Origin of the sequence: Sulfitobacter sp. 15WGC (genome assembly GCF_005068605.1) — a bacterium.
GTDB classification, from domain to species: Bacteria; Pseudomonadota; Alphaproteobacteria; order Rhodobacterales; family Rhodobacteraceae; genus Sulfitobacter; species Sulfitobacter faviae.
Genome location: NZ_SZNL01000004.1, coordinates 1 through 14,288, shown reverse-complemented (window position 1 = coordinate 14,288; position 14,288 = coordinate 1). Strand labels below are relative to the sequence as shown.

Genomic DNA, 14,288 nt, shown 5'->3' with positions numbered 1-14,288 from the left:
CGATACGATCATCACCGGCGGCACATGGGTCAATGTGCACACCCGCGAATGCCTGCCCGACCATGACATCGCCATCGCCGCCGGGCGCATCGCCTTTGTCGGCCCCGACGCGAGCCATTGCCGCGGCGATGATACCCTTATCATCGCCGCCAAGGGCCGCTATATGGCGCCCGGCCTTTGCGACGGGCATATGCATATCGAGAGCACCATGCTCACCCCCGCCGAGTTCGCCCGCGCCGTGATCCCGCATGGCACCACCTCGGCCTTCACCGACCCGCATGAGATCGCCAATGTGCTGGGCCTCGACGGCGTGCGCATGATGCACGACGAAGCGCTAATGCAGCCCATTAACATCTTCACGCAGATGCCCTCCTGCGCGCCCTCGGCGCCGGGGCTGGAGACGACCGGCTTCGAGATTACTGCCGAGGACGTGGCCGAGGCGATGACATGGCCCGGTATCGTCGGTCTGGGCGAGATGATGAACTTCCCGGGCGTCAGCAACGCAGATCCGCAGATGCTGGCCGAGATCGCGGCCACGCAACGCGCGAACAAGACGGTGGGCGGGCATTACGCCTCGCCCGACCTTGGCCCCGCCTTCGCCGCCTATGTGGCCGGTGGCCCGGCGGACGATCACGAGGGCACCTGCGAGGCTGACGCCGTGGCGCGGATGCGGCAGGGCATGCGCTCAATGATCCGGCTCGGCTCCGCGTGGTACGACGTGAAGACCCAGATTACCGCGATTACCGAGAAAGGGCTCGATCCGCGCAACATGATCCTGTGCACCGATGACAGCCACTCGGGCACCATCACCAACGAGGGCCACATGAACCGCGTGCTGCGCCATGCCATCGACTGCGGCTGCGACCCGCTGGTGGCGCTGCAGATGGCGACGCTCAACACCGCCACGCATTTCGGGCTGGAGCGCGAGATCGGCTCGCTCACCCCGGGCCGCCGGGCCGACGTGATCCTGACCTCGGACCTTGTCTCCTTCCCGGTGGAGATGGTGATCGCCCGCGGCGAGGTCGTGGCCGAAAGCGGCAAATGCCTTGTCGACTGCCCGCATTACGACTGGCCCAGCAGCGCGCGCAACACCGTGAACATGGCGCGCGACCTTGCGGCGGCGGACTTCGACATCCCCGCCCCCGAGGGCGCCAATGCCGTCACCGCCAATGTCATCGGCGTGGTCGAGAACCAAGCCCCGACCCGGGCGCTGAAGTTCGAACTGCCGGTGACCGAAGGCCGCGTGCAGGGCACCGGCGAGGTCTGCCAGATCGCGCTGGTCGAGCGCCACCGCGCCACCGGCACGGTGACCAATGCCTTCGTCTCGGGCTTTGGCTACGAGGGGCGCATGGCCATGGCCTCGACCGTGGCGCATGACAGCCACCACATGATCGTCGTGGGCACCGATGCCGAGGAGATGGCCCGCGCCGCCAACCGCCTGCGCGAAGTGGGTGGTGGCATCACCATCTTCCGCGAGGGCGAGGAACTGGCGCTGGTGGCCCTGCCGATCGCCGGGCTGATGTCCGACCGCCCCGCCGCTGAGGTCGCCGCCGATGCCGAAGCCCTCGTTCAGGCGATGATCGACTGTGGCTGCAAGCTGAACAACGCCTATATGCAGCATTCGCTCTTGGCCCTTGTGGTGATCCCCGAACTGCGGATCTCGGACCTTGGGCTGGTCGATGTGCAGAAATTTGAAATCATACCTTTGTTAGAGCCGCAAACATGACAACGATCCTGACCCCGGACACCCCGAACCCGGAAAGCTTCCGCGATGCGACCGCTGCCGTGGACCGTCTGACCGAACTCTATCAGCAGGCCACCACCTTCCTGCGGGAGTCTTTTGCCAAGGCGATGGAGAGCTCGGCCCCCGATGCCCGCGTCCGCGCCTTTTACCCTGAGCTGCGGTTTCGCACCTCCTCCTATGCGCATGTGGATACGCGGCTGTCTTTCGGGCATGTCTCCTCTCCCGGCACCTTTGCGGCGACGATCACCCGGCCCGATCTGTTTCGGAACTACCTGATCCAGCAAATTGGCCTGTTGATCGAAAACCACGACCAGCCGGTGATCGTCGGCCCTTCGACCACGCCGATCCCGGTGCATTTCGCCATGTCCGGCGACAACGCGCTGAACGTGCCGCAAGAGGGGGCGGCGGACTTCACCCTGCGCGATGTCTTTGACGTGCCAGATTTGTCGACCACCAATGACGATATCGTCAACGGCACCTATGTGCCCGAGGATGACGTGCGACCGCTTGCCCCCTTCACTGCGCAGCGGGTCGATTACTCCCTCGCGCGGCTGGCGCATTACACGGCCACGGATCCTGAGCATTTCCAGACCCATGTGCTGTTCACCAACTACCAGTTCTATGTGACGGAGTTCGAGCAATACGCCCGCGAGATGCTGCGCGACCCGGAAAGCGGCTATACCGCCTTCGTCTCGACCGGCAATGCCGAGATCACCGACCCCGATGCGCCCTTGGCCGAAACGCTGAAGACGCCGCAGATGCCGACCTATCACCTCAAGCGGGCGGATGGGTCGGGCATCACGCTGGTCAACATCGGCGTCGGACCGTCCAACGCCAAGACGGCGACGGACCACATCGCCGTGCTGCGCCCCCATGCATGGCTGATGGTCGGCCACTGCGCCGGTCTGCGCAACACGCAGGCTTTGGGTGATTTCGTGCTGGCGCATGGTTACCTGCGCGAGGATCACGTTCTGGACGACGACCTGCCGGTCTGGGTGCCGATCCCGGCGCTGGCCGAGATCCAGATCGCGCTGGAGCAATCGGTGGCGCAGGTCACCCAGCTTGAGGGCTATGAGCTGAAACGCATCATGCGCACCGGCACCGTCGCCACCATCGACAACCGCAATTGGGAGCTGCGCGACCAATCCGGCCCGGTGCAACGGCTGAGCCAGTCCCGCGCCGTGGCGCTGGATATGGAAAGCGCCACCATCGCCGCCAATGGCTATCGCTTCCGGGTGCCCTATGGCACGCTGCTATGCGTGTCGGACAAACCGCTGCATGGGGAGTTGAAACTGCCCGGCATGGCCTCGGACTTCTACAAAACTCAAGTCGCCCGCCATCTGATGATTGGCATCCGCGCCATGGAGTTGCTGCGCCGCATGCCGCTGGAGCGGATCCACAGCCGGAAACTTCGGTCCTTCGACGAAACGGCGTTCCTATAGGGCTGGAAACAGCGGAAAATCGCATGTTTTCGCGTTTATAGCGCCACAATTCGTTGTGTTATCCCACAACATACCGTTACATTCCGGCCATGAGGCCCTAAAAAGCGGGCAGTCTAAGGAGAATAAAATGGCAAAACCGATGACCAAGACCCAGCTCGTTGCTGCTCTGGCAGAAGAGATGGACACCGACAAGAAATCCGCAGGCGCAGCGCTCGACGCCGTTTGCAACCTGATCACCCGTGAAGTGTCCGCCGGCGGTGCCGTGACCCTGCCGGGCGTTGGCAAAATCTATTGCCGTGAGCGCCCCGAGCGGATGGTCCGCAACCCCGCCACTGGTGAACAGTTCAAGAAAGACGCCGACAAAGTGGTCAAGATGACCATCGCGAAGGCGCTGAAGGACAGCGTGAACGAGTAAGCCTTGGGCTGAGCGTTTACGAAAGGGTCGTCTTCGGGCGGCCCTTTTTTGTGAGAATACTGAGCGCCGTCGCCCGCCCGCATCTTTGCGATCTCGCACCTCTTCCGTATAAAGATACCACAAGACAGGGTCATCGCCTGCCCGCGGGTCGGCGATCCAACGCTAGCTTCGTGCCACTTTATGGCTCAGCCATGATGTGCGGTCGCGAGGTTCTACCCAGCCTCGCCATATCGCCTACCCGGGGGGCGGGCAGGCGATGGCCCGGCGCCTACGGCTTGTCTCCGGGCCGGGTGGTATACATTAAAGCCGGACATTCCTACCCCTCCTCCACAACATCCCACCAAACCCACCTTGCCCTCCCCCTACAAACCCGCCATTCCTTAGCAAGTTCAGCACAGGGGGCATTTCATGGACATCCGCGCAATTCTCATGGGGCTGGCCTTTGCCGTGATGTGGTCCTCGGCCTTCACCTCTGCCCGCATCATCGTGATGGACGCCTCTCCCCTGCTGGCCCTCTCCCTGCGCTACCTGATCTCGGGCCTGATCGGCGTCGGCATTGCGCTGGCCTTGGGGCAAAGCTGGCGGCTCACCCCCGCGCAATGGCGGGCGACGATCATCTTCGGCGTGCTGCAAAACGCGGTCTACCTCGGCCTGAACTTCATCGCCATGCAGACCATCGAGGCATCCCTCGCCGCGATCATCGCCTCGACCATGCCGCTGCTCGTCGGCTTCGCCGCTTGGGCCTTCTTGGGTGAAAAACTGCGCCCTCTGGGCATCGCCGGGCTGTTTGCCGGTGTCATCGGCGTCGCCATCATCATGGGCGCGCGCCTTGGCGGGCAAGTGGACCTCTATGGCCTCATCCTCTGCGCCGTCGGCGTGGTTGCCCTCACTGCTGCCACCCTGCTGGTGCGCGGCGCGACCTCGGGCGGAAACTTCTTGATGGTTGTGGGCCTGCAAATGCTTGTCGGCTGCGTCGCCCTCTCCATCGCCACCGCGCTGTTCGAAACGCCCCGGATCGACCCCAGCCTGCGCCTGACGCTCGCCTTCGCCTATACCTGCCTCGTGCCCGGCCTTGCCGCCACCGTGGTCTGGTTCTGGCTGGTCAACCGCATCGGCGCCACAAGGGCGGCGACCTTTCACTTCCTCAACCCCTTCTTTGGCGTGGCCATCGCAGCGCTGCTGCTGGGCGAAACGCTGGGGCCGCGCGACATCCTTGGCGTCGCGATCATCGCGGGCGGCATCCTCGCCGTCCAAGTCTCGCGCCAGCGCAGGGCGTAACGCCAGTGTGAGGCGCACCCCCTTTGAATTTCACCGCCACACCCCATCTAATAGGCCAAGCCCATGAACGGAGGACGCCATGCCCCAATACGAGAAAACCAATGCCGCGATTGACGCGCTGAGCCCCGAAGAATTCCACGTCACCCAACGCAGCGGCACCGAACGCCCCGGCACCGGCAAGTACCTCGACAACAAGGAACCGGGCATCTACGTCGACATCGTTTCGGGCGAGCCGCTCTTTGCCTCCTCGGACAAATACGAAAGCGGCTGCGGCTGGCCGAGCTTCACCAAACCGATCGAGCCTGCCTACGTTGAAGAGTTGGAAGACGCCTCGCTCGGCATGGTCCGCACGGAAGTGCGCAGCAAACACGGCGACAGCCACCTTGGCCATGTCTTCCCCGATGGCCCGCCCGACCGGGGCGGGCTGCGCTATTGCATCAATTCCGCCTCCCTGCGCTTCATCCACCGTGACGACATGGAAGCCGAAGGCTATGGCGAATATCTCAACCAAGTGGAGAATGTGACATGACAACCGAACGCGCAGTATTGGCCGGGGGCTGTTTCTGGGGCATGCAGGACCTGATCCGCCGCCGCCCCGGCGTGGTCTCGACCCGCGTCGGCTATACCGGCGGCGACGTGTCCAATGCGACCTACCGCAACCACGGCACCCATGCCGAAGGGATCGAGATCATGTTCGACCCCGCGAAGACCTCTTACCGCGAGCTGCTGGAATTCTTCTTTCAGATCCACGACCCGACCACGGTGAACCGTCAGGGTAACGACATCGGGATGAGCTACCGTTCGGCGATCTACTATGTGAACGACGAACAGAAAGCCGTCGCCGAAGACACCATCGCCGATGTCGAGGCCTCCGGCCTCTGGCCCGGCAAAGTGGTGACCGAGGTCGAGCCCGTGGGTGATTTTTGGGAGGCCGAGCCCGAGCATCAGGATTATCTTGAGCGGCTGCCCAACGGCTATACCTGCCACTTCCCGCGCGCCGATTGGGTGCTGCCCAAACGCGACGCCGCAGAATGAACCGCAGCCCCCGGCCCCGCGCCGGGGGTTAGCCCACCGCCACCCGAGGGCGGCCCGAAGCTTCGACGGTCAGCGCGGCCTCCACGAAAACCTCCCGCCCCTCGACATCCGCCAGCCGGATATCCCGCGTGACATGGCATTCGATTTCCGCCGCCCCGGCTGCCCGCGCGCGGGCGCGGGCGGCTTCGGTCAAAGCCCGCTCCGCTTGGGTCAAAGCGCGTTCAGCGGTCGGGAAATCCTGCGGGCCATTGGCGAGGTGGAGGCGAAACACCCCCTCTTGCGGTACGGTGATGGTCGCGCTTTCGCGCATGATGACCCGGCCCACCACCGCGCCGATGGCATTGGCGACATGGGCGTATTTGGGCAAGATCATCTCACTGCCCAGCCTTTTGCCCACTGGCGGGTAGTAGGTCGCCGCCGAGGCGCCCAGTCCCACAACTGGCAAATTCAGCCCCGCATCAATCCGCAGCACGCCACGATGGCCCGACAGGCCACGCTGCATCAATACATGACGCGCCAGAACCTCTGGCGGCAGGTCGAAACCGGGGGTTTCCTCGGCGAATGCAGTTTCTAACAAAGCCAAAGTCGTCTGTTCGGTCAAACGGTCGAGGATAATCTGGGCGAGGTCATCAGGATCGGGGCAGAACCGCAGCCCCGAACCGCCGCGCTTGCGCCCGAACAGGGTCAGCGCCTTGCGCGCGGCATCGGCATCCCATGCCCAAAGATGCCCTGCCACATGGCTCGCATCGGTGGGCGTCACCCCCGCCAGTTGCACCAGCCCGCGTGCCACCAACCGCGCCAAAGCGCTTTGGTCGACCCGATTGCGCAGCACATCCCCCAAGGGCCAGACATCGCCACCGATCCGCTCCAACAGCGCCATGTCGCGCGGGGCCAGACCTTCGGCCCCCTGCCCCTCTACGGCACGGACAAAGCGGCCATCATGCTCTGCCACCACGCTGCGGCGCAGCTGCGCATCCAAGGCGCTATGCACCACCTCCGGCGCGTCGACCGCGATGAGAGAGATCGGCAGCAGGCGCTTCGGCCCAAGAGTCACGCCTGCGGTTAGACCCTGAGACGTGAAATGCACCTCGCTGTCGCCGCCCAGCCCATGGGTGCGCATCGCGACCGCCTCGACCATGGTTCGATAGGGACCGACCTGCGCGCCTGCCGGGTCAATCGCCGGGCGACCGTCGCGCAATAGGGCCACATCGGTCGTCGTGCCACCGATATCCGACACCAGCGCCGTCTCTGCCCCAGTCAACCAGCACGCGCCCACCAGTGATGCGGCAGGGCCGCTGAGGATGGTCTCGATGGGCCGTTCGCGGGCCTGTGCGCTCGACATCAGGGCGCCATCGCCGCGCACCACCATCAAAGGCGCGTGGATGCCTAGACGGCGCAGCTCATCCTCTGCTCGTCCAATCAGCCGGTCGATCATGCCGATCAGTCGCGCGTTCAACAGCGCCGTAAGCGCCCGTTTCGGCCCGTTCAGCTTGGCTGAGAGACTGTGAGAGGCCGAGACCGGACGCTCCGTGACCTCTGCCACCAGTTCTGCGACCCGCTGCTCATGCGCGGGGTTGCGCGTGGCAAATTGGCTGGCCACGGCAAAGCCGCTGACCTCTGCCCGATGTGTCTCTAAAAAGGCGATCAGGGCCGGTTCGTCCAGCGGCGCCGCCTCTGCCCCCGCGTGATCATGCCCGCCGGAGAGCAGCAGACAAGGGTCGCCCCGCAACGCCTCCGACAGCCCATGCGCTTCAAGATCCGCCGCCCGAAACCCGACATAGATCAAGGCGACGCGCCCACCCTGCTCTTCGACCAGCGCATTGGTCGCCAGCGTGGTCGAGAGGGCGGCCATGGCGATATCTTCCGCCGCCACGCCGGATTGGGCCAAAACCGCGCTGACCGCCTTGCCAACGCCGACGGCCAGATCGGCGCGGGTGGTCAGCGCCTTGGCGGTGGCGATCACCTCGGTCTCATCGCGGATCAGCACCGCATCCGTATAGGTGCCGCCCGTGTCGACGCCCAGTAACACCGCCATGGGCGTGCCTCCTATGCCAAACGCGCCGCCGCCCAACGCGCGGCATCGGCCACGGTGGGGTCAGCGTCTTCGGTCAGTGATTGCGCCACGGGGCGCAGCCGCGCCAGCCCGGAGTTGCCGATGGCATAGAGCACGTTGCGCACGAAACGATCCCGCCCGATCCGTTTGATCGGAGAGCCGGAATAGCGCGCGCGGAAAGCGGTATCGTCAAGGCCCGCAAGCTCGGCCAGATCGGCGGGCTGCACCGCCGGACCGTGATAGCGCATATCGCTGGCCGCCACGGCGAATTTGTTCCACGGGCAAGCGGCAAGGCAATCGTCGCAGCCATAGATCCGGTTGCCCATCTTCTCACGCAGGTCCAGATCGACCGGCCCTTTATGTTCGATCGTCAGATAGGAAATGCAGCGCCGTGCGTCGAGTTGATAGGGCGCGGGGAAAGCATCCGTGGGACAAGCCTCAAGACAGGCCCGGCAAGAGCCGCAGTGGTCCACCTCCCGGGCGTCGGGCGGCAGGTCGAGCGTGGTGAAAACAGAGCCTAAAAAGGCCCAGTTTCCGAACTTCCGGCTAAGCAGGTTGGTGTGTTTGCCCTGCCAACCGAGCCCCGCGGCCTGCGCGAGCGCCTTTTCCGGCACCGGAGCGGTATCGACGAAAACTTTCACCTCCGGGTCCAACGCGCGGGCCTCTTCCATCAGCCACCGCGCCAGCCGCTTCAGCCGTTTCTTGACGATATCGTGGTAATCGCGCCCCTGTGCGTAGACCGAAATCCCGCCCTTGCCGGGATGCTCCAACACCGCGCGGGGGTCATGTTCGGGGGTGTAGCTTTCGGCCAGCATGATGACGGACCGCGCCTCGGGCCAGAGGGCGGCAGGGTTGCCGCGCCACTGCATCCGCTCTTCCATCCAGCCCATCTGCCCGTGAAACCCGGCCTCGACAAAGCGGGCGAGCCGTTCGGGCACTTCGGGCACGTCTTGCGGGCGGCAAATGCGGCAGGCGACAAAGCCTTCCTCAAGCGCCCGGGCCACCACCCGCGCCTTCAGAGCCTCCGGCCCGATCTCGGCGCAGGGGGCGGCAGGCATCAGAAGTCGAGGTTGTTGTAATGAAGCGGAGGCGGGAAGCCCGGCAGTTGATCGGCGAGGATCGAGCGGAAAGCCGGGCGCGACTTGATCTTGGCGTACCAATCCTTGACCACGTCAGAGCGGTTCCAATCCACGTCCGAGATATAGTCGAGCGACGACAGATGCGCCGCGGCGGCGAAATCGGCCAGCGTCATCACATCGCCCGCCAGCCAGCGGCGGTGATCCAGCAGCCACGCCATGTAATCGAGGTGATATTTGATCGCCTTGGCCCCGGCCTTGACGTTCTTGCTGTCCGGGTAGCCCTGTTTGGTGACCTTCTTGTTGACCCGCTCGTAAAGCAGTTTCGAGGTCACCTCGTCGTGGAACTTGTCGTCGAACCAACTGACCAAACGCCGCACTTCCAAGCGCTGCACCGGGTCACTGGGCAGCAAGGACGCCTCGGGGCGGGTCTCTTCGATATATTCACAGATCGCGGCGCTTTCCGCCATCATGATCCCGTCGAGCCGCAGCACCGGCACCTTCCCCGCCGGGTTGCGGCGCAGAAAATCGGGGTCTTGTTCCCAATAGCGCTCCTCGACCAGTTCCACCTCGATCTTCTTCTCCCCAAGGCTGAGCCGCACCTTGCGACAGAAGGGGGACAAGGGAACGTGAAACAAGCGAGCCGTCATATAAAGTCCGTGTGGTTAAAGGGATTGCACTCTTCCATGCCTGCTGGCGCAGGGATTTTCAACTCTCGAAACAGGCGGCGCGACCGTCCGCGCGGATGGTCGCCGCCCCGTCCATGATCTGCGCCGTGCGCTTGCGGGTAAAGTCACCGGGGCGCGAGGCGGAACGCTCTTTCGGGTCGGGTAGGATCGCGGCAAGGCGGGCGGCTTGCGTTGCACTCAGGTCTGCCGCCGCGACGCCAAAGTAATGCGGCGCCGCCGCCCCAACGCCAAAGACACCTTCGTCGAACTCGGCCACATTCAGATAGACCTCGATAATCCGCCGCTTGGGCCAGAGGGTTTCGACCAGCGGGGTCATCCCGGCTTCAAGCGCTTTGCGCAGCCACGACCGGCCATGCCAGAGGTAGACGTTCTTGACCGTCTGCTGGCTGATCGTCGACGCCCCGCGGGCCGAGCCGTTTTCAATCGCGGTCCGGATCGCCTGCATGTCAAAGCCCCAATGATTGCAGAAATTCGCATCCTCTGCCGCCACGGCGGCGCGGGCCATCACGGGGGCGATCTGTTCCAGCGGCACCCAGTCCCGCTGCACCCCGCCCAAACGGCGCGATTCCGAGAACATGTAGAAACCCGTGGGCGGATTGACGAAGCGGAACAGCAGCACCAACAGCACCGCCAAGAGAAAGGCCAGCGCCAAGGCGCGCAAGGCCCAACGGCGCGCGCGCTTCTTGAGCGGGAGGCTGCTCTTGCTCGATTTCTTACCCTTGGGGGCGGTCTTTTTCCGTGTCGCCATGGATCAGCTATAGGCCGTCTGCGGGATTTTGTGAACGGCTCTCACGCGCGGTGATCTCTTGCGCGAGGTATGCCCCGATCCGGGCAGAGCCTCGGGCCGAGGGGTGCACATTGTCGGCAGCGAAGAGCCCGCGATCCCCCCGGTCGATCACATCTTCGGAATCGACGAAATGGATCCCGGAGCGGCGCGCGGCGAAGCGGGCGATGCGGGATTCGATTTCGACCAGATCATCGCGGCAGCCCGCGAAGGCACCCGAACCAGAACCTGCGTAATAGCCCATCCACATGATTTGCGCGCCGGTCTGGGCGCGGAGGCGTTGCAGGAAGGCAGGGATGCTGCCGCTTTGACCATCCGGCGCGATCAGCGCATCGACAGCGGCGCCGCAGGCGCCACAGCCGCAATCGGCGTTTAGGTCATTCGCGCCGCCATTGACCACCACCCAGTTCCAAAGCCCGCCGGGAAACTGTTGCTGGATGTCAAAGCCGACGGCAGAGGCCACGGTCGAGGCATTGTCGAACTGAGCGCCCGGAACGGCGCGGCTGGTGACGTTGCGGCCGGTTTGGTTTGCAATGACATCGGGGATGGCCCGGCCCCCGTTCCACGCCATGATGGAATCGCCCAAGACGAGGATGTCACCCCCGCCGCGCGGGGCGGTGTCGGTGCAAGCGGCAAGGCCGGTGACTAGGGCGAGGGCGACTAGGATTTTATGCATGGAGTCCTCCGATGCGGAGGAAGTAGCGCATCCCGTCCCGTCTACCACCCCGGCCCGGAAGCAAGCCGCATGCGCCGGGCCATCGCCTGCCCGCCAGGACGGGTAGGCGATGGCCCTCCCCGCGCGACCGAAGCCGCGCGGGGCAAAGGTTACTCCGCCGGAACCGCGGTTTCTTCCACGCTGAGCGGCGCAGGCAGATGCACCAACATCTCCTTCGGGCAAACCTGCAAGAAGTTGTGCTTCTCGGTCTCCCAATGCTGAAGGATATCGGCGGCCTTGCGGCTCTTGGTCTCGGCGACATGGCGCTCCAGCAAACCGTGCAACTGATCGAGCCAGTGCTCCACGGTGACCGGGCATGTCACGATGGTCTCGGCGTTCATCAACTTATGGGCCAAGCCTTCGGGATCATAGAGATAGGCCATCCCCCCGGTCATCCCGGCAGCGAAGTTCGCGCCGATTTCACCAAGGATCACCGCCACACCGCCGGTCATATATTCGCACCCGTTGCTGCCGCAGCCTTCGATCACCACATGCGCGCCCGAGTTGCGAACGGCGAAACGTTCGCCCGCCCGGCCCGCAGCAAAGAGGTATCCCGCCGTCGCACCATAGAGCACCGTGTTGCCGATGATCGTGTTCTCCGACGCCACCACGGGGCTCGCCATCGAAGGCCGCACCACGATCGTGCCGCCCGACAGCCCCTTGCCGACATAGTCGTTGGCATCGCCCGAGACTTCGAGCTTGAGCCCCGGCGCCGCGAAGGCCCCCAGCGACTGCCCAGCCGAGCCGGTCAGCTTCACCGTCAGGTGATCCGGTTGCAGCGAATTGCGCATCCCGAAGCGTTTGACGATATGGCTCGACACCCGCGTGCCGACGGTCCGGTGCGTGTTTTGGACGGCATAGGACAGTTGCATCTTCTCACCGTCCTCAAGGAAGCGCGCGGCATCGCGGACGATCTGCGCGTCCAGCGTGTCGAGCACGACCTGACGCGGCTTGTCGCGGTCATAGACGTTCTCATTCGCGCCATCGACGGTGATCAACAGCGGGTTAAGGTCCAGATCATCAAGGTGCGCCGAGCCTCGGCTGACCTGCGTCAGCAGGTCCGCACGGCCGATGACCTCATCAAGGCTGCGCGCCCCGATGGAGGCGAGGATCTCCCGCACCTCCTGCGCGTAGAAGGTGATGAGGTTCACGACCTTATCCGCATTGCCGGTGAACTTGCCGCGCAGGGCTTCGTCCTGCGTGCAGACGCCCACGGGGCAGGTGTTGGACTGGCACTGGCGCACCATGATGCAGCCCATGGCGATGAGTGCGGCGGTGCCGATGCCATATTCCTCGGCCCCCATCATCGCCGCCATGACGATGTCGCGCCCGGTGCGCAGCCCGCCATCAGTGCGCAGGGTCACCCGGTCGCGCAGGTTGTTCATCGACAGCACCTGATGCGCCTCGGTGAGGCCCATCTCCCACGGCAGACCCGCGTATTTGATCGAGGTCGCAGGCGATGCCCCGGTGCCCCCGTTGTGGCCCGAGATCAGGATGATGTCGGCCTTGGCCTTGGCCACGCCGGCAGCAATTGTACCAACACCACTCGAAGCGACGAGCTTAACGGTTACCTTGCAGCGCGGGTTGATCTGTTTGAGGTCGTAGATCAGCTGCGCGAGGTCTTCGATCGAGTAGATGTCATGGTGGGGCGGGGGCGAGATCAGGGTCACGCCCTTGGTCGAATGGCGCAGCCGCGCGATCAGGTCGGTGACCTTCATGCCCGGCAATTGGCCACCCTCACCGGGTTTGGCGCCCTGCGCGACCTTGATCTCCAACTCTTCGCACTGGTTCAGATACTCCGCCGTCACACCGAAACGGCCCGAGGCGACCTGTTTGATCTTGGCCGAGGGGTTGTCGCCATTGGCCTCAGGCACGAAATGCGCCGGATCTTCGCCGCCCTCGCCGCTGTCAGACTTGGCGCCGATGCGGTTCATCGCCACGTTCAGGGTCTTATGCGCCTCAGGCGAGAGCGCCCCCAGCGACATGCCCGGCGTTACGAAACGCTTGCGGATTGAGGTGATGCTCTCCACCTCCTCCAACGGCACCGGGTTGCCGCGCGGCTTGATGTCCAAAAGGTCGCGCAGATGGATCGGCGGATTGCTCTGCATCTTTTTCGAATACTGCTGCCACATCTGGTAGGACGCTTTGTTGCAGGCCATTTGCAGCATATGCATGCTGCTCGCCTCCCAAGCGTGTTTCTCACCCGAGCGGCGCAGCTTGTAGAAGCCACCGATGGGCATCACGACACCGTCGCCCTGCCAGCCTTTGGCGTGAACCTCTTCGGCCTTGCGCTGGATGCCGACGACACCGATGCCGGAGATGCGGCTGGTCATGCCGGGGAAATATTCGGCACACATGGCGCGGGACAGGCCCACCGCCTCGAAGTTCAGACCGCCGCGATAGGAGGAGATCACGGAAATCCCCATCTTCGCCATGATCTTGAGCAGACCTTGGTCAATCGCCTCACGGTATTTCTGCACCGCCTGCGTCAGGGTCATGTCCAGCAGCCCGCGCTCAATCCGGTCGGCGAGGGAATCCTCGGCCAGATAGGCGTTCACCACGGTCGCACCGCAGCCGACCAGCACGGCGAAGTAATGCGGATCGACACATTCTGCCGAGCGCACGTTAAGCGAGGTGAAGGTCCGCAGCCCCTTGCGCACGAGGTGGCTGTGCACCGCGCTGGTGGCAAGGATCATCGGCATCGCCACGCGGTCAGCACCGCTGTGCTGATCGGTCAGCACCAGATGCCCCGCGCCCGAGCGTACGGCGTCTTCCGCCTCGGCCCGGATGCGGGCAAGACCGGCGCTCAGATTGCCGTTGCCGGGCTCGAAGGTGCAGTCGATGGTGACGGTATGCACCTTGAACTGGGCCATCAGCTCATCGAACTGCGCGTTGCCCACAAAGGGGCTGTCGAGCACGATGATCTCGGTCTGGGAGCTGTCTTCGTCGAGCACGTTCTTGAGGTTGCCGAACCGTGTCTTGAGGCTCATCACCCGGAATTCACGCAAGGAGTCGATTGGCGGGTTGGTGACTTGGCTAAAGTTCTGGCGGAAGAAA

12 protein-coding genes are annotated in these 14,288 nt (G+C 64.2%); 6 read left to right on the top strand and 6 right to left on the bottom strand.

Annotation, left to right across the window (positions count from 1 at the left end):
* The 6 genes from ade to msrA all read left to right on the top strand — a co-directional run.
* Positions 1-1,726: adenine deaminase (gene ade / locus FCK22_RS04265; RefSeq protein WP_136720268.1), on the top strand; the 1,726-nt coding region annotated here is incomplete at its 5' end.
* The gene (locus FCK22_RS04260) at positions 1,723-3,186 is read left to right on the top strand and encodes an AMP nucleosidase (RefSeq protein ID WP_067262140.1); all 1,464 of its coding nucleotides are present in this window, start codon (positions 1,723-1,725) and stop codon (positions 3,184-3,186) included. The genes ade and FCK22_RS04260, both read left to right, overlap by 4 nt.
* 127 nt (positions 3,187-3,313) lie before the next feature.
* A complete protein-coding gene (locus FCK22_RS04255) occupies positions 3,314-3,601 on the top strand; it encodes an HU family DNA-binding protein (RefSeq protein ID WP_007118569.1) in 288 nt (95 codons plus the stop codon).
* Between the two features lie 408 nt (positions 3,602-4,009).
* Entirely contained in the window at positions 4,010-4,879 is an 870-nt protein-coding gene (locus FCK22_RS04250) for a DMT family transporter (RefSeq protein WP_067263847.1), read from the top strand.
* A 79-nt stretch (positions 4,880-4,958) separates the two neighbouring features.
* Positions 4,959-5,408 (top strand): peptide-methionine (R)-S-oxide reductase MsrB, encoded by a 450-nt coding sequence (gene msrB, locus FCK22_RS04245; protein ID WP_067263849.1) that lies wholly within the window; start codon positions 4,959-4,961, stop codon positions 5,406-5,408.
* A complete protein-coding gene (gene msrA / locus FCK22_RS04240) occupies positions 5,405-5,914 on the top strand; it encodes a peptide-methionine (S)-S-oxide reductase MsrA (protein WP_067263852.1) in 510 nt (169 codons plus the stop codon). The genes msrB and msrA overlap by 4 nt, the downstream gene beginning before the upstream one ends.
* Positions 5,915-5,942: 28 nt before the next feature.
* On the opposite strand, the gene FCK22_RS04235 is transcribed toward msrA, so the two are convergent.
* The 6 genes from FCK22_RS04235 to gltB form a co-directional block, all read right to left on the bottom strand.
* Entirely contained in the window at positions 5,943-7,949 is a 2,007-nt protein-coding gene (locus tag FCK22_RS04235) for a hydantoinase/oxoprolinase family protein (protein WP_067263853.1), read from the bottom strand.
* Between the two features lie 11 nt (positions 7,950-7,960).
* Positions 7,961-9,025 carry a tRNA epoxyqueuosine(34) reductase QueG gene (gene queG / locus FCK22_RS04230; RefSeq protein WP_067263856.1) on the bottom strand — a complete coding sequence of 355 codons (1,065 nt, stop codon included), beginning with the start codon at positions 9,023-9,025 and terminating at the stop codon, positions 7,961-7,963.
* Complete coding sequence (locus FCK22_RS04225) at positions 9,025-9,693, bottom strand: glutathione S-transferase family protein (protein ID WP_067263858.1); 669 nt, start codon at positions 9,691-9,693, stop codon at positions 9,025-9,027. Before FCK22_RS04225 ends, queG begins: the two co-directional genes overlap by 1 nt.
* Before the next feature lie 58 nt (positions 9,694-9,751).
* Positions 9,752-10,480, bottom strand: a complete 729-nt coding sequence (gene mtgA / locus FCK22_RS04220) for a monofunctional biosynthetic peptidoglycan transglycosylase (RefSeq protein ID WP_067263861.1) — start codon at positions 10,478-10,480, stop codon at positions 9,752-9,754.
* A 7-nt stretch (positions 10,481-10,487) separates the two neighbouring features.
* Positions 10,488-11,192 carry an SGNH/GDSL hydrolase family protein gene (locus FCK22_RS04215; RefSeq protein WP_067263864.1) on the bottom strand — a complete coding sequence of 235 codons (705 nt, stop codon included), beginning with the start codon at positions 11,190-11,192 and terminating at the stop codon, positions 10,488-10,490.
* A 149-nt stretch (positions 11,193-11,341) separates the two neighbouring features.
* Positions 11,342-14,288: glutamate synthase large subunit (gltB, locus tag FCK22_RS04210; RefSeq protein WP_136720247.1), on the bottom strand; the 2,947-nt coding region annotated here is incomplete at its 5' end.